The sequence below is a fragment of the Sulfitobacter donghicola DSW-25 = KCTC 12864 = JCM 14565 genome, assembly GCF_000622405.1.
Classification (GTDB): domain Bacteria; phylum Pseudomonadota; class Alphaproteobacteria; order Rhodobacterales; family Rhodobacteraceae; genus Sulfitobacter; species Sulfitobacter donghicola.
The window spans coordinates 34,148-49,503 of the sequence record NZ_JASF01000001.1 but is presented as its reverse complement, the minus strand read 5'-3'; the positions used below and the strand labels follow the sequence as shown (position 1 = coordinate 49,503).

Genomic DNA, 15,356 nt, shown 5'->3' with positions numbered 1-15,356 from the left:
ATATAAAATTTCATCAAGTGGTCGAAATTTTTTACCATCAAGAAAATTCCCCTAGGGAATGATGCCTTGTCGGCAGCAGGTTTTAGGCCGGTAAATCACAAATACTTCCTGTATATTCGCGTCCCCTGCACCGGGGGTCGTGGCAAAGTTGAGCTGAAACTGCGAAGCGTTGGCAGCACTGTTCCCAAACAACAGGCTATCCCCTTCCCGGTGGCTGAAATCCTGCACCCAGTCGGCCCCGTGATTGGGAACACCAAGGTGAAAAAATTCGTCCGCCCCCTCACCGCCATTCATCCTGTCAAATCCAAAGCCACCGTTGATGAAATCATCCCCGTCGCCACCAAACAGCAGATCCCCGAACGCAGCCCCCGTCAACGTGTCATTCCCGTCACCCCCAATGAGCGTATCCGCACCAAAACCGCCCGCGATCTGGTCATTGCCCGCATCCCCGCGCAGCGAGTCATTACCATATCCACCGTCGATAGTATCATTGCCGTCCCCGCCAAAAATTACGTCGCGCAGATCAGCAGATGTGGCACCCCCACGGATCAGGTCATTACCCGCGCCGCCATCGATTGTATCTGCGCCGTCAGACCCGTCGAGCGTGTCTTCTCCAAACCCGCCCAGCAAAACATCATTGCCACCAGCGTTATCTGTCGCGGCGCCCCCTGTCAGGCGGTCATTGCCCGCCCCGCCCTCAAGGGCGTCATCGCCTGCGGCGCCTCCCTCTAGAACATCACCGCCATTGCCACCGCTGATCTGCTGATCGACAGGTTCCACATTCACAACCACGCCATCGCGCATTTCATAAATCCACAGCCCCGGAACGCCGGACGGACCCAACCGCTCATCAAGGTCTCCAAGAACGTCATAGTCGTCGCGCGTCTCGATCAGTAGCGGATTCTGACCGCGCCCGAACAGACCCGCACGCGCACCCACATCCCCCTCACCGGTGCCAATAGTCCACCCAATCGTGTCGTAGCGGTACACGATATCGAAATCACCGCTGCCGCGGTCAAACAGTTGCCGCTGAAATGTGTTGGGGGCCTCCGCGTTGCGCCTGTAGACACCAACCGCATCCCACGTGATCGTCACCACATCACGGACCGCATCCACGTCCACCCAAACAACACCACTCTCGGAACCTTCACCATCCAGCCGCGTGTCCACACCCCCCCAAAAGGGCGCGATCATATCGCGGCTCAGCGTTCCATTGGAAGCCGTCGGATATGCAGATGTCCGTGCCCCGAATGTAACGCTCCCGTTCGTGTTGAGCCACAATTGGTCCGCCGCATATTCACGCCCTAAGTAATTTAATCCGTCTTCGAACACAGAAGCCAACGAAAGCTGCAAAGAGCCGTAAGCACTGCGCGTCATTTCCAGCTCGCCAAATCCGCGTGCACCGCCGAGGCCCGCCACCGCCCTGCCGTCTCCAGTGATCTCCATGAATATCTTCTGTGCGTTGCGCTTATTCGCCCCTTGTCATAGGGTAAAGGCCTTCCCAACTTGAAAGCCTGCCATGCCCGCTCCTGCCGTTGCCATCCTGCTTGCCACCTATAACGGCGCGGTCAATCTGGCCGAACAACTGGAAAGCTTTGCCAGACAGACCTATTCCCCTGCTCTTATTCTGGTGAGTGATGATGGCTCAACCGATGCTACACACACCATTCTGCGCGACTTTTCCGCCGCGCATCCCGCGCTGCCGTTCACAATGCTAAAGGGACCACAACAAGGGGCCGCCGCGAATTTTCTCAGCCTTCTTGCACGCTGCCCCTCCGACATCGACATGGCCTGTTTTTCCGATCAGGATGATGTCTGGCTGGAAACAAAAATCTCGCGTGCTGTGGCCGCTTTGACAGATCATGGTGACAGCGGTACCGCGCCCCTGCTCTATTGCGCGCGCACATGGGAATGTGATATGGATTTAAGCAACCGGCGTCTGTCCCGCCTGCCCCGAAAGCCGCCGGGATTTTGCAATGCACTGGTGCAGAATATTGCGGCCGGCAATACGATTATGCTCAACCGTGCAGCCCTTGGCATGGCGCGTGAGGCCGCAACATATACCAACGAAGTCGCGATGCATGACTGGTGGATTTACCAGCTGATGACAGGGGCGGGCGCGCAAACCATCTTTGATCCCGAACCGGTGCTGCTGTACCGCCAGCACGTTGGCAATCTGGTCGGTGCCAATCGCGGCGGGCTGGCCACCCTGCGCCGCCTGCGCCACCTGTTTACCGGTACATTTCGCACGTGGAACGACGTGAACATCGCCGCACTGGAGCAATCCTCGGACGTGCTCACTACGCAAAACCTCGAACTGCTGCGCCGTTTTTCGACAGGTCGGGCACAAGGGCCACAGGACCGCATGGCGATGCTGCGGGCCACAGGCGCCTACCGTCAGGGCACGCTGGGGCAGGCGTCACTCAGACTTGCGGCTGCATTAGGGCTTCTTTAAGCGCCTGCGCGGTGGTGAAAGCATTTCTGATGACCTGGCATTTTGCCATGATTTTGCTGTAAACTTGGCCTAAGCTCCTCAAAACCTATACCATCCAGAACACCGACCAGCGGAGCGCGCGCCATGTCTTCACCTTCTACCCTTATCCATCCTGTCCTGTTGGCAGGAGGGTCCGGCACACGGCTTTGGCCCCTGTCCCGCCAGTCCTACCCGAAACAATTCTCGAAACTGGTCGGAGACGAGAGCCTGTTTCAGGCCTCAGCACGCCGCTTTGCCAGTCCACAGTTCGCCGCACCCGTTGTCCTCACCGCCGAGGATTTCCGGTTCATCGTCACAGAACAACTCGCTGCGGTCCACCAGTCTCCACAAGCCATCGTAATCGAGCCACAGGGCCGCAATACAGCGCCCGCGATCCTTACGGCTGCCCTGATGCTGGCCACCCAAGACCCCGACGCGCTGATGCTGGTCGCGCCGTCGGATCACGTGCTACCAGATGAGGCCACCTTTCACGCAGCGCTTGAGGCCGCGCGCCCCCGTGCTCAGGCTGGAGATTTGGTCACCTTTGGCATCACCCCCACCAAGCCGGAAACGGGATATGGATATCTGGAACTACAGGCTGGCGCAGACCCCAAATCCGCCACGCCCCAGCCGCTGGCACGCTTTGTTGAAAAGCCCAACACAGCGCGCGCCACCGCGATGCTGGAGGCAGGTAATTTTCTGTGGAATGCTGGGATTTTCTTTTTCTCTGCCCGCGCCGTTATTGCCGCCTATGAAATCCATGCACCCGATTTGATAGCACCCGTGCGCGCCGCACTGACAGGTGCGCAGGCCGATCTGGGGTTTACCCGTCTGGCCGCAGCCCCTTGGTCCACGCTCCCCGAGATCTCCGTCGATTATGCGATTATGGAAAAGGCGGATAATCTAGTTGTCATGCCGTATGCCGCAGGCTGGTCCGATCTGGGCGGATGGGATGCCGTCTGGGCCGAGGAAGGGCCCGATGCGACAGGCACCGCCTGCACCGGCAGCGCCCATGCGATTGACTGTACCGATACTTTGTTGCGCTCCGATACCGATGGGTTGCATCTCGTCGGGATCGGCCTTGAAGACATCGTTGTGGTTGCCATGGCAGATGCCGTACTGGTGGCACGCAAATCCCAAAGCCAGCGCGTCAAAGAAGCGGTTGCCCTGCTCAAATCCAAAGACATCAAACAGGCCACACAACTCCCGCGCGATCACCGCCCCTGGGGCTGGTTCGAGAGTCTGGTGGTCGGTTCGCGGTTTCAGGTCAAACGTATCGTGGTCAAGCCCGGTGCAGCGCTTAGCCTGCAAAGCCATCACCACCGCTCCGAACACTGGATCGTGGTTGAGGGGACGGCAAGGGTCACCGTTGAAGGCAACGTGCAGCTGATCTCGGAAAACCAGTCCGTCTATATCCCGCTGGGGGCGACCCACCGCATGGAAAACCCCGGCAAGCTGCCCATGGTCCTGATCGAAGTGCAAACCGGGAGCTATCTAGGAGAGGATGACATCATCCGCTACGAGGATGTCTATGCCCGCTCCTAAGCGGAATGGTTTTCATTGCAGCGCCGTGGCAGTATGATCAAACCGACACGATTTTCCTTCAGGAGCCCGCATGCTTGACGTAAAGCCCACCAAACTACCCGGCGTGATGATCATCACGCCCGCCCGCCACGGCGACCACCGCGGCTTTTTTTCCGAAAGCTGGAATGTCAGCGCCATGCTGGATGCTGGTCTGGATATTGATTTTGTTCAGGACAACCATTCATTCTCCGCCGCTGCCGGCACGGTGCGCGGCTTGCATTTTCAATCCCCACCCCACGCACAGGGTAAACTGGTACGCTGCGGGCGCGGGGTTTTGTTCGACGTGGCCGTCGACATTCGCACGGGCTCGCCCACCTTTGGCCAGTGGGTCGGAGAAGAGCTGAGCTTTGAGAATGGTCGCCAGCTGTGGATCCCTGCGGGGTTCCTGCACGGCTTTATAACGCGCGAACCCGATACCGAAATCACCTATAAATGCACCGATCACTACGCCCCCCACTGTGACGGCGCGGTCCGCTTTGACGATCCCGACATTGGCATCGATTGGGGTCTGTCCTCGGACAAAGCTGTATTGTCTCCAAAGGACACAGCCGCCCCCCTGCTCAAGGATTTCCAATCGCCCTTCACCTATGAGGCCGCATCATGAAACTGATCGTTACGGGTGGTGCAGGCTTCATCGGCTCGGCCGTGGTAAGGCTCGCTATTGCGCGCGGCCACGAGGTCGTCAACATTGACAAACTGACCTATGCCGCCTGCTTGGACAACGTGGCCGAGGCCGCAAACAGTCCCAATTATTATTTTGTAGAGGCTGATATCTGCGATGCAGAAGCCATGGCAGATGCGTTTAAAACCCACAGCCCCGATGCCATCATGCACCTTGCCGCCGAAAGCCATGTGGACCGCTCGATCGACGGACCTGGCGCGTTCATCGAGACGAATGTGATCGGGACATACACGCTCCTGCAGGCCGCGCGCAGCTACTGGGAAGGCCTCGGCAAACCCGATTCCTTCCGCTTTCACCACATCTCTACGGATGAGGTCTTCGGCAGCCTTGGCCCCACAGGCCAGTTCACCGAAGACACGCCCTATGATCCGCGCTCTCCCTATTCGGCATCAAAGGCGTCGTCAGACCATCTAGTGCGCGCGTGGCACGAGACATACGGGCTACCTGTCGTACTGACCAACTGCTCTAACAACTATGGCCCCTACCACTTCCCCGAAAAGCTGGTGCCGGTTGTCATTCTCAATGCGCTGGCGGGCAAACCCCTCCCGATCTACGGCAAAGGCGACAATGTACGCGACTGGCTCTATGTCGAGGATCATGCCGACGCCCTGCTCAAGGTACTGGCCGAGGGCACCGTGGGCCGCAGCTATAACATCGGCGGCGAGAACGAGCGTACCAATCTGGAACTGGTCACCACCTTGTGCGCCATCCTTGATGATTTGCGCCCTGCCGCAGCACCTTATGCCCAACAGATCACCTATGTCACCGACCGTCCCGGCCATGACGCACGCTATGCCATTGACCCTACCCGCATGAACGAGGAACTGGACTGGCGCCCGTCTGTGACTGTTGAAGAAGGTCTCAAACGCACGGTGCAATGGTACCTTGATAACGAGGATTGGTGGCGCGCGCTGCAAAACCGCGACGGCGTGGGCACGCGCTTGGGAACAGGCTCTAATAAGGACTAATCGATGCGTATTCTTATCTTTGGTAAAACCGGTCAGGTTGCGACCGAGCTACAATTGCAGGCTGATGTTGTGGCCCTTGGCCGCGACAGCGCAGACCTGTCTGATCCGGCGGCCTGTGCCGCTGTGATTGCCGCGTCGGATTGCGATGTGGTGATCAACGCAGCCGCCTATACCGCCGTGGACCGCGCCGAGCAAGAAGAAGCGGTTGCCCACGTTATCAACGGCGACGCCCCCACCGCGATGGCCCACGCCTGTGCGGCGCGCGGCACCCCGTTCATCCATATCTCGACCGATTATGTATTTGCAGGCACCGGCACCGATCCGTGGCGTGTATCTGACCCTGTTGCACCGCAAAACGCCTATGGTCGCACCAAACTGGCAGGCGAAGAAGGCGTGCGCGCTGCGGGTGGGCAATCTGCCATTCTGCGTACCTCATGGGTATTTTCTGCGCATGGCAACAATTTTGTCAAAACCATGCTGCGCCTGTCGCAGACCCGCGATGCGCTGAGCGTGGTGGCCGACCAGATCGGCGGTCCGACCCCTGCGGCAGACATCGCAAAGGCCGCTCTGAGCATGGCGCAACAGATGCTATCAGATCCTAACAAAGGCGGCACGCATCATTTCGGCGGAACACCCGCCGTCTCATGGGCCGATTTCGCCACGGAAATTTTCACACAGGCAAACCGCGCCGTAACTGTCAGCGGCATTCCCACTGCCGACTACCCGACCCCCGCCTGCCGTCCGCTGAATTCACGCATGGATGGCACTACATTAGAGACTGATTTCAACATCGCACAGCCCGACTGGAAAACAGGCCTAGGCTGCGTCCTCAAGACATTGGAGCATACCATATGAAGCGCAAAGGCATTATCCTCGCAGGTGGCTCTGGCACACGGCTGTATCCGATCACCCTTGGCATCTCGAAACAACTGCTGCCGATCTATGACAAACCGATGATTTATTATCCCCTGTCAGTGCTGATGCTGGGCGGCATCAGCGAAGTCGCCATCATCACCACCCCGGAGGATCAAAGCCAGTTCGAGCGCCTGCTGGGGAACGGCAGCCAGTGGGGCATGGAATTCACCTATATCATACAACCAAGTCCCGACGGGCTTGCGCAAGCCTATATTCTGGCAAAAGATTTCCTTGCCGGTGCGCCCTCTGCGCTGGTGTTGGGAGACAATATTTTCTTTGGTCACGGCCTGCCAGAAATCCTTGCACAGGCAGATGCCAAACAGACAGGCGGCACCGTGTTTGGCTATCGTGTAGCAGACCCTGAACGCTACGGCGTGGTCGACTTTGATGACGAAGGGCGCGCAATCTCGATCATTGAAAAGCCCGAAGTCCCGCCCTCGAATTTCGCCGTCACAGGCCTCTATTTCCTCGATGGTGACGCACCTGAGCGCGCGGCACAGGTACAGCCCTCCCCGCGCGGCGAGCTGGAAATCACCACCCTGCTGGAGATGTATCTGGACGAGGGGTTGCTGTCGGTCGAACGGATGGGCCGCGGCTATGCCTGGCTTGATACCGGCACCCACGGCTCACTGCTGGATGCAGGCAATTTCGTACGCACCCTCGAGCGCCGCCAAGGTCTGCAAACCGGCAGCCCCGACGAGATCGCTTATGGCCAAGGCTGGATCAGCGACGAAGCGTTGCACGCCCGCGCAAAGCGCTATGCCAAGAATGATTATGGCACGTATCTTGAGGGCTTAATCGGCGAAAGAAACTGAAATTCAGTCGACCATTTCATCGATGATACGACCCTTTCGCACAGGCACCCTTTGAAAGCTCTCTGATGCATCCAAGCGATTTTTTTTGTTTTACCTCCGACAGCACGCTGCCGCTTCGGTTCTTCCGCGGCTATGCGTTTTGCGACACCGATTTGGTGATCGGGAATGGCGGATTAGACCAATATCACCGCGACGTGCCGTTCCACGAGGACGGACGTTATTTTATGCTTAAAAAAACAGGACCGCGTTTCGTAGGTGGTGCGGACTATAAAGGTAACATGAAGATGTTTACCTACAAAAGTGATGAGGGTTGGGCTTTTTCAAATTCCTTTGCACTGCTTGTGGACAAGGTAAAAGAGCGTGGCTGGAGCATAGCAGTCAGACCTGAACACTTTGCAACATGGAATTTGAAAGGTGCGTTTTGGCAACAACTCTGGTCTTTTGACACTGCCGTTGCCGAAATCAGTCTGCTGCCGTCACACTCCCTAATCAGTATCGAGGCAGGGCAGCTTTCTGTAAAAGTACATGACAACCTTGAGCGGTTTGCCGACTATGAAACCGCGATGGAGAATTTCCTGAACATCTGGTTGGGCCGCGCTGGCACCCTGATGCAAACCCCTTTGAAAGTCGACATCACCGGGGGCGTCGACTCGCGGGTGAACCTTTCACTTTTCCTCGCCGCTTCCAGAGTTTTTGGTGCACCCGCCCAAATGACATTCAACTGTGGTGCTTATGGCCGACACAAAGATGATTACGCCGTTGCCAAGACACTGAGTGGAGAATTCGACTTTGCACTGAACAAAAAGCTGGAAACAGATACCGTTTCAATGGACAGCCATGATATGTTCAGCTTGTGGCGGCTTACCTGCCTCGGGGCGTATAGCCCTCTGTATATGCCGCCACAAACAGCACACCCGAAATTAGTCCATGTGATGGGAGGCGGTGGTGAGGGTCATAGACCTTTCTACGCTCACACCAACATACGCGCGCACCTGCAATCCGTCCGTGGCCCCTTGTCGGATGCAAATTTCGATACCGTACTACAGAGCATTTACCAGAGCATCAAAATCGCAGGAAACAAGGTGCCTCCGATGATGCTACACTACCGTGAGTTCCGCGACCGACTCCATTCTGGACTGCTTGGCAATTACTCGATCCGCATCATGCCCCTTGCCTCACGGCATCTATACGCAGCAACACGGTTCAAGACGGCACAGGAACTGGAGCGCAACCAGCTTCTTTTTGACATTATGAACGCAGCAACGCCCGAATTGATGACGCAGCCGTATGATAATAGTTCAAAAATGCCATCAGAGGCCTGCCTGATGCATCTGCTAGACAGGCCACAACTGGCCCCTATGTCAGGGAAAATCTATTCTGGCACGATCCGCCCGTCCTCAAACACGCAAGGGAAAGCTCATTCTCCGCTTGCTCATCTAGCTGATGCGGCCGCACATACAAACGCATGTGATATCGCCGCACAAATCGCGCGTGAGGGTAAAGTAAGCCACCCTCAAGACGGCATCACGATCCACAACGCCCTCTTGGCTGACCTGTTAAATATATAAATCTATGGGCGTTATGCACCCCTAATCAGACCCGAACAGATCACGGGTGAACACGCGGTCTGTTACATCATCCAGGTCAGACGTCAGGCGGTTGGCCACAATCATATCCGCCTGCTCTTTGAAGCGGGCCAAATCATTCACCACTTCCGATCCGAAAAACCGGGCCTCTTGCATCGCCGGCTCATAGACGATCACTTCGATGCCCTTGGCCTTGATCCGCTTCATAATCCCCTGGATCGAGCTTTGGCGGAAGTTGTCCGATCCCGCCTTCATCACCAGCCGGTAAATCCCCACCGTCTTTGGCGCCGCCGCAATGATCTGGTCCGAAATGAAATCCTTGCGCGTGTGGTTTGCGTCTACAATTGCGCGGATCATATTCTGGGGCACGTCAGAGTAGTTCGCCAACAGCTGCTTGCTGTCTTTGGGCAGGCAATACCCGCCATAGCCAAACGAGGGGTTGTTGTAGTGATCCCCGATGCGCGGATCGAGGCCCACACCTTCAATAATCTGGCGGCTCTCCAGTCCTTGCGCCATCGCATAGCTATCAAGCTCATTGAAATAGGCCACCCGCATCGCCAGAAACGCATTCGCAAACAGCTTGATCGCTTCGGCCTCGGTGGGGCCAGTAAACAGTGTCGGCACATCATCAATATCGGCCCCTTGTTGAAGCAGTTGGGCAAATGCCTCGGCCGTTGGCCCCTGCCCGCCCACGACGATGCGGCTCGGATTGAGGTTGTCATAAAGCGCACGGCCTTCGCGCAGAAACTCGGGGCTGAAAATCAGGCGGTCCGTGCCCAACCGCACAGATAGTGCTTTGGTAAAGCCGACGGGCACAGTCGACTTGATTACAATCGCCGCCGTGGCGTTCATCTCCAAGGCTTGCGTCACAACACTCTCGACACTGGAGGTGTCAAAAAAATTGGTCTTCGGATCATAGTCCGTCGGCGTGGCCACAATGATGAAATCAGCCTGCCTGAAGGCCTTCTCGGGATCAGTTGTTGCGCGTAAATCAAGCTGCCCTCCCGCCAAAACCTCTTCCATCTGTATATCGACAATCGGACACTGCCCGGCATTGACCATAGCTACTCGTTCGGCATTAACATCCAGCGCACACACAGACGTATGACGCGCCAGCAGCACCGCGTTTGACAGACCGACATAACCAATGCCTGCGACAGCAATAAGGGGGGAGGAAGACATTGGGAAACCTTTACTCTAATTCACCTCGTCAGCCATACACCAACGTCCCAGATAGGTCTATTAGCGCAACACTGCCCAGCCATTTGTAGTGGACACCTACCGCTGATAGATGAAACCGGAATACACTGTCAGGAGACCGCCATGAACGACACAGACGATCTGCTAGCTTCGCAATCCGCTGCCAGCGCCGCACAAACCCACGAACAGATCGAGGCCGTCTTGCGCGCCGAGAACATCGCCCTGTCCCAAGAGCTGGAAAGCTTGCGGGCACAGATGGAGACCGATGAAGTGGTAATAGCACTCAAACATCGCCATGCGGTAGAGTTGGCCCTTGCGCGGATGCGCCAAATCGTCTGGTTTACAGGCCACGGCGAAGGATTGCCGGATCTGCAACAGATGAAAGAGATGCTGGACGCGAGCGTGTATTTCGACTCCGACTGGTATCTTGCACAGGATCCCGAACTTCGAGCGTCAGGCATGGACCCGTACGAGCATTACCTGCGCGCAGGCAACTACGAAGGGCGCAACCCCGGGCCAGATTTCAACACGATGGCCTATTACCTCGCCTATCCCGATGTCGCTGAATCGCGCTGGCCCGCGCTGCTGCATTACGAGGCCGCAGGCCGTTCCGAAGGCCGGATAATCGAAGCCCCGTAATCCCTATACAGAGCCTGAATTCCCTAGATTACAGATCTAATATGATCCATTATAGTGCCCGGATTTTCTCTGCGATACCCATCACAACATCCTTCAACAGTGCTGCGTCCTCGCTCTCACCCATCACGCGGACCAACGGCTCCGTGCCAGATTTACGGATCAAAAGGCGCCCTGTCTGCGCCAACCGCACCTCTCCCTGGGCAATGGCATCCTGAATGACAGGCAGCTCAAGCGGCGCAATTTGGGGAGAGAACTTTACGTTTTCCAACAGCTGCGGCACCGGTTCAAAGCTCCGCGTAAGCGCGCTGGCAGGTTTCCCGCTTTCCTTGAGTGCCGCAAGAAATTGCAGGCCCGCCACCAGACCGTCACCGGTCGTGGCATAGTCAGTCATCACGATATGGCCCGACTGCTCACCGCCCATATTAAAACCCCCTACGCGCATTTCTTCCACAACATAGCGGTCGCCCACACCCGTACGCCGCAACGTAATGCCCTGCCCCCGCAAATACCGCTCGAGCCCCAGATTCGACATCACCGTCGCCACAAGCGTGTTATGGTTCAAACGTCCCGCGCGGGCCCAATGGGTCGCCAACAGGGCCATGATCTGATCTCCGTCAGCCACTGTGCCCGTCTCGTCTAATATGATGATGCGGTCCGCATCCCCGTCCAGACAGATGCCGATGTCCGCGCCGTGATCACGCACCGCCTGCCCTGCCATTTCAGGATGGGTCGAGCCGCAGCCGTCATTGATGTTATATCCGTTGGGGCTGACCCCCAGCGGGATAATTTGTGCACCCAGTTCCCACAGGGTTTCAGGCGCGGTTTTATAAGCCGCCCCATTGGCGCAATCGATCACGATCTTCATCCCGTCCAGACGCACACGGTCCGGCAGCGTTGTCTTGGCGTATTCAACATAGCGGCCGGCGCTATCGTTCAGCCGCGTCACCCGACCGATCACATCAACCGGTTGCCCCAACGTGTCCCCGTCCAGAATAGCCTCGATCGCATGCTCAGCCTCGTCCGACAGCTTATAGCCGTCAGGCCCGAAAAACTTGATGCCGTTGTCATGGGCCGGATTGTGGCTGGCCGAGATCATCACCCCTAAATCCGCCCGCATCGAATGGGTCAACCGCCCCACCGCCGGCGTTGCAATCGGACCCAGCGCAAAAACATCCATTCCCGCCGCCGTAAAGCCCCCGGTCAGCGCATTTTCCAACATATAGCCAGAGCGCCGCGTATCCTTCCCGATGACAACACGGTGGCGGCCCTCACCGCGGCGAAAATACTGCCCGACAGCCATCGCCAGACGCACGGCAAATTCCGCCGTCATTGGGTGATGACCCGCACGGCCCCTGATACCATCCGTCCCGAAATAACTTTTGCTCATGATTGTTCCCCTCAAGCAGGATGCTTGTACTAAAATTTATTCTAACTAATTTACTCTACCGTCACCGATTTTGCGAGGTTACGGGGCTGATCGACATCAGTCCCTTTCTCAACAGCGGTGTAATACGCCAATAATTGAACAGGCACCGCATAGACAATAGGAGCAAATGGTCCCTCGATGTCCGGCATCCCGACGGTGTGCCAGACGCCTTCGCCTCCCTCGGCCAATCCTGCGGCATCACTGATCATAACGATCTTGCCGCCCCGCGCCATGACTTCTTGCATGTTGGAAATAGACTTATCGAACATCGCGTCACTTGGTGCTAATACAATCACCGGCAGTTGATCATCCACAAGCGCAATCGGCCCATGCTTGAGCTCGCCGCTGGCGTAGCCCTCAGCGTGGATGTACGAAATTTCCTTGAGCTTCAACGCCCCTTCGAGGGCCAGCGGATACATCGCACCTCGCCCCAGGAACAGAGCGTCATCCACGTGACCAAGTTGCCCTGCAACCTCCCTCACTGCGGTGTCACAGTGTAGCGCCTGCCCCACCATACGCGGCGTCGCCATCAGTTGCTCTTGGAGTTCAACCTCATCGGCCGCATCAATATGCCCCCGCTGGCGCGCCGCCTTGATCGCCATTGCCGCCAGCACCGTCAGTTGGCAGGTGAATGCCTTTGTAGAAGCCACACCAATTTCAGTGCCTGCCAGAATGGGCAGCGCCACATCACTTTCGCGCGCAATCGACGACGTGGCCACATTGACTACAGACACAATGCTGCGCGCCTTGCCCGCGCAATAGCGCAGAGCGGCCAATGTGTCGGCGGTCTCGCCGGACTGGCTCACGAACAACGCCACAGCCCGGTCAGACAACGGCGGCTCACGGTAGCGGTATTCAGAGGCAATATCGACCTCGACAGGCAGCTTAGCAATCTGCTCAAACCAGTATTTCGCCGTGTGACAGGCCAGAGCAGCAGTGCCACAAGCGACCATCACCAAACGGTCCACCTCCGAGAAATCGATGCTGTCCAACAGTCCGCGCCCGGCTCTGTCTGCCGCCTCGCGACCCCCAAGATAGAAATCTGCCGCCGCGGCCAGTACACGCGGCTGCTCGGCGATTTCTTTGGCCATGAAGTGTTTGTAGCCACCCTTGTCGATACTATGGACGTCGATCTCTACCGTTTTGCGCGCGCGCTCTACGACTGCGCCGCCTTCCTCATAAAAGGTAGCCCCCGCTCGGGTCAGCACGGCGACATCGCCTTCTTCAAGATAGGTCACATCCGATGTCATCGTCGCGAGCGCCAGCGCATCAGAGCCGATGAACATCTCGCCCTCGCCCCAACCCACCGCCAGCGGGGAACCCTTGCGGGCCGCGATCATCAGATCCCCCTCGCCTTGAAACAAGAACGCCAGCGCATAGGCGCCTTCCAACTTTGCAATGGTCGCCTTGGCGGACTCTTCGGCGCTGTGCCCCTGATCCAGAAACCAGTTGCACAACATCGCCACGGTTTCCGTGTCGGTCTGGGTTTCAGGGACAATCTGGTGCTGTGCCAGCTCTTCACGCAAGGTGCGGTAATTCTCGATGATACCGTTATGCACCACGGCCACGCGGCCACGGGCATGCGGGTGGGCATTCACAGTGGTCGCCGCACCGTGCGTCGCCCAACGGGTGTGCCCGATGCCAGACGTGCCCGTCAGCGGCTCATGTACCAAAAGATCCGCAAGGTTGACCAGCTTGCCCAAAGACCGGCGCCGGTCAAGCCTGCCGTCTTCCTCGCCTATCGTTGCAATGCCTGCACTGTCATAGCCGCGGTATTCCAACCGCCGCAGCCCGTCCACAAGGATCGGAGCTGCCTGATGTTTACCGATAACGCCAACAATACCACACATAATATTCTGCCTTATTTTAAAATAGTGGTGCCCCAATTTTCAAGATTAAGGCTAAATATGGGGGTGCCCTAAATTAATTTCTCAACTTTGCCAAGCAATCCCAAGCTACGGCGTGTCACCGCGTGTACACTCATGGGCCCAGCCCACGCACCTTTCGTATGCGAAAGCTTTCACCCGCGCACCTGTTTTGTCACCCAACCGATGAAAGCGGCGTCGGGATTGCGCAGAGCTCGCTGGCCCCGTGCCGCCCATGCCGCTTGCCAATCGGCTTGTAAGCCATAAACATCCATTCCTGGCGCAAGGCTACGTGCACGCTCCAGCGCAGCGGCACTGGGCACTGGCATCTGGCGCGGCTCCACAACCGTGCCGCGCCGCTCGAACCGCATCAGATCCCCTGGCACCTCAGCCACCGTATAATCGGGCAATAGATCCGCCACGATCATATCCCGCAGCATTTTGCGAAAAACCCTACGCGGTGAGGCCGATCCGGACTTCTTCAAAAGTGTGTCGACCGAAACAGTCCAGCTTGCCTGTCGCCCACAATGCTTTCGCGCCAACTCATAGATGCGCCGCTCCAGTGGTTTGCGCAGTGTGAAATAGGCGCGGTTCAGTGTCAGCACCGCCTTGTCCAGCACAGCGCGGTAGAGCCACTCGCTCAAGGTGACAGACACCCAAAGCATTCGCCCGCCACGTCCCTGCCGCACGATCTGCCAGTTTTCAATCAGGCCAAAACCCGATGTCACTTCCTGCCCGCCGGTCATCATGTTGGTGGTGATGCGCGTCCCTGCCAGCCGCTCGAAAGCATCACGTAACCGCTTGTATCCATCGCCGGAGGTCTCGCGACAGGTGGCAACCAACAGATCATGCGCCTTGAGCGTCATCGTACGAGTGATGTCACGCCCAATGTTCTGGGCCGCCATCAACTGGCTGATGCAGTAAATCAGGATATCTTTGTCGTGCACGGTCGCCAGTCCGCGCACCGAAGGCGTGACCGTGATGTCTGTGTCATTATGGGTATAGCTGAGGATGCGGCGGTCGGGCCTTGTGGAGAGCGAAAACATCGGATGCTCCATCGAGCCAATGTCGTCTTTCGGGGCAGCGTTAAAGATATCGCACAAAAAAAATGCGCCATCTCCACGTCCTAAAACCGGGGTGTTCATATGCCTGTCCTGTCACTGCATCTGCGCCGAACGGTTACGTACGGACCGTTCGGCGCGA

The 15,356-nt window shown here is 57.4% G+C and carries 13 protein-coding genes; 8 read left to right on the top strand and 5 right to left on the bottom strand.

Features of this window, described 5'->3' with window-relative positions; translation table 11 throughout:
* Positions 1 to 51: 51 nt before the first annotated feature.
* Positions 52 to 1,446 carry a calcium-binding protein gene (locus Z948_RS17620; RefSeq protein ID WP_052836229.1) on the bottom strand — a complete coding sequence of 465 codons (1,395 nt, stop codon included), beginning with the start codon at positions 1,444 to 1,446 and terminating at the stop codon, positions 52 to 54.
* 73 nt (positions 1,447 to 1,519) lie between these two features.
* Here Z948_RS17620 and Z948_RS0100200 point away from each other — a divergent pair, with 73 nt between their 5' ends.
* The 7 genes from Z948_RS0100200 to Z948_RS0100165 all read left to right on the top strand — a co-directional run bounded on the left by Z948_RS0100200 (position 1,520) and on the right by Z948_RS0100165 (position 9,005).
* On the top strand, positions 1,520 to 2,455 hold the full coding sequence (locus tag Z948_RS0100200) for a glycosyltransferase family 2 protein (RefSeq protein ID WP_025057572.1): 936 nt from the start codon (positions 1,520 to 1,522) through the stop codon (positions 2,453 to 2,455).
* A 123-nt stretch (positions 2,456 to 2,578) separates the two neighbouring features.
* Positions 2,579 to 4,018, top strand: coding sequence for a mannose-1-phosphate guanylyltransferase/mannose-6-phosphate isomerase (locus Z948_RS0100190; protein WP_025057571.1), 1,440 nt, complete (start codon positions 2,579 to 2,581; stop codon positions 4,016 to 4,018).
* A 70-nt stretch (positions 4,019 to 4,088) separates the two neighbouring features.
* Positions 4,089 to 4,661: a dTDP-4-dehydrorhamnose 3,5-epimerase gene (gene rfbC / locus Z948_RS0100185; protein WP_025057570.1), complete on the top strand. Its 573-nt coding sequence runs from the start codon at positions 4,089 to 4,091 to the stop codon at positions 4,659 to 4,661.
* A complete protein-coding gene (rfbB, locus tag Z948_RS0100180) occupies positions 4,658 to 5,707 on the top strand; it encodes a dTDP-glucose 4,6-dehydratase (protein WP_025057569.1) in 1,050 nt (349 codons plus the stop codon). The genes rfbC and rfbB overlap by 4 nt, the downstream gene beginning before the upstream one ends.
* Before the next feature lie 3 nt (positions 5,708 to 5,710).
* Entirely contained in the window at positions 5,711 to 6,562 is an 852-nt protein-coding gene (gene rfbD, locus Z948_RS0100175) for a dTDP-4-dehydrorhamnose reductase (RefSeq protein ID WP_025057568.1), read from the top strand.
* Positions 6,559 to 7,437 carry a glucose-1-phosphate thymidylyltransferase RfbA gene (gene rfbA / locus Z948_RS0100170; protein WP_025057567.1) on the top strand — a complete coding sequence of 293 codons (879 nt, stop codon included), beginning with the start codon at positions 6,559 to 6,561 and terminating at the stop codon, positions 7,435 to 7,437. The genes rfbD and rfbA overlap by 4 nt, the downstream gene beginning before the upstream one ends.
* A gap of 65 nt (positions 7,438 to 7,502) precedes the next feature.
* Positions 7,503 to 9,005 (top strand): hypothetical protein, encoded by a 1,503-nt coding sequence (locus Z948_RS0100165; RefSeq protein ID WP_025057566.1) that lies wholly within the window; start codon positions 7,503 to 7,505, stop codon positions 9,003 to 9,005.
* 21 nt (positions 9,006 to 9,026) lie between these two features.
* On the opposite strand, the gene Z948_RS0100160 is transcribed toward Z948_RS0100165, so the two are convergent.
* Positions 9,027 to 10,205 (bottom strand): nucleotide sugar dehydrogenase, encoded by a 1,179-nt coding sequence (locus Z948_RS0100160; protein ID WP_037968731.1) that lies wholly within the window; start codon positions 10,203 to 10,205, stop codon positions 9,027 to 9,029.
* Between the two features lie 141 nt (positions 10,206 to 10,346).
* On the opposite strand from Z948_RS0100160, the gene Z948_RS18600 reads away from it, so the two are divergent.
* The gene (locus Z948_RS18600; protein ID WP_025057564.1) at positions 10,347 to 10,862 is read left to right on the top strand and encodes a hypothetical protein; all 516 of its coding nucleotides are present in this window, start codon (positions 10,347 to 10,349) and stop codon (positions 10,860 to 10,862) included.
* Positions 10,863 to 10,911: 49 nt separating this feature from the next.
* Here Z948_RS18600 and glmM read toward each other — a convergent pair whose 3' ends face one another.
* From glmM to Z948_RS0100140, 3 genes are all read right to left on the bottom strand, one after another.
* On the bottom strand, positions 10,912 to 12,249 hold the full coding sequence (gene glmM / locus Z948_RS0100150; RefSeq protein WP_025057563.1) for a phosphoglucosamine mutase: 1,338 nt from the start codon (positions 12,247 to 12,249) through the stop codon (positions 10,912 to 10,914).
* A 50-nt stretch (positions 12,250 to 12,299) separates the two neighbouring features.
* Positions 12,300 to 14,138 carry a glutamine--fructose-6-phosphate transaminase (isomerizing) gene (gene glmS / locus Z948_RS0100145; RefSeq protein WP_025057562.1) on the bottom strand — a complete coding sequence of 613 codons (1,839 nt, stop codon included), beginning with the start codon at positions 14,136 to 14,138 and terminating at the stop codon, positions 12,300 to 12,302.
* 170 nt (positions 14,139 to 14,308) lie between these two features.
* The gene (locus Z948_RS0100140; RefSeq protein WP_025057561.1) at positions 14,309 to 15,298 is read right to left on the bottom strand and encodes a replication initiator protein A; all 990 of its coding nucleotides are present in this window, start codon (positions 15,296 to 15,298) and stop codon (positions 14,309 to 14,311) included.
* Positions 15,299 to 15,356: the final 58 nt, after the last annotated feature.

Excerpts from the sequence above, each read along its gene's own strand:
- Z948_RS17620 (WP_052836229.1), bottom strand. The coding sequence starts at position 1,446 with ATGGAGATCACTGGAGACGGCAGGGCGGTGGCGGGCCTCGGCGGTGCA.
- Z948_RS0100200 (WP_025057572.1), top strand. The coding sequence starts at position 1,520 with ATGCCCGCTCCTGCCGTTGCCATCCTGCTTGCCACCTATAACGGCGCG.
- Z948_RS0100190 (WP_025057571.1), top strand. The coding sequence starts at position 2,579 with ATGTCTTCACCTTCTACCCTTATCCATCCTGTCCTGTTGGCAGGAGGG.
- rfbC (WP_025057570.1), top strand. The coding sequence starts at position 4,089 with ATGCTTGACGTAAAGCCCACCAAACTACCCGGCGTGATGATCATCACG.
- rfbB (WP_025057569.1), top strand. The coding sequence starts at position 4,658 with ATGAAACTGATCGTTACGGGTGGTGCAGGCTTCATCGGCTCGGCCGTG.
- rfbD (WP_025057568.1), top strand. The coding sequence starts at position 5,711 with ATGCGTATTCTTATCTTTGGTAAAACCGGTCAGGTTGCGACCGAGCTA.
- rfbA (WP_025057567.1), top strand. The coding sequence starts at position 6,559 with ATGAAGCGCAAAGGCATTATCCTCGCAGGTGGCTCTGGCACACGGCTG.
- Z948_RS0100165 (WP_025057566.1), top strand. The coding sequence starts at position 7,503 with ATGCATCCAAGCGATTTTTTTTGTTTTACCTCCGACAGCACGCTGCCG.
- Z948_RS0100160 (WP_037968731.1), bottom strand. The coding sequence starts at position 10,205 with ATGTCTTCCTCCCCCCTTATTGCTGTCGCAGGCATTGGTTATGTCGGT.
- Z948_RS18600 (WP_025057564.1), top strand. The coding sequence starts at position 10,347 with ATGAACGACACAGACGATCTGCTAGCTTCGCAATCCGCTGCCAGCGCC.
- glmM (WP_025057563.1), bottom strand. The coding sequence starts at position 12,249 with ATGAGCAAAAGTTATTTCGGGACGGATGGTATCAGGGGCCGTGCGGGT.
- glmS (WP_025057562.1), bottom strand. The coding sequence starts at position 14,138 with ATGTGTGGTATTGTTGGCGTTATCGGTAAACATCAGGCAGCTCCGATC.
- Z948_RS0100140 (WP_025057561.1), bottom strand. The coding sequence starts at position 15,298 with ATGAACACCCCGGTTTTAGGACGTGGAGATGGCGCATTTTTTTTGTGC.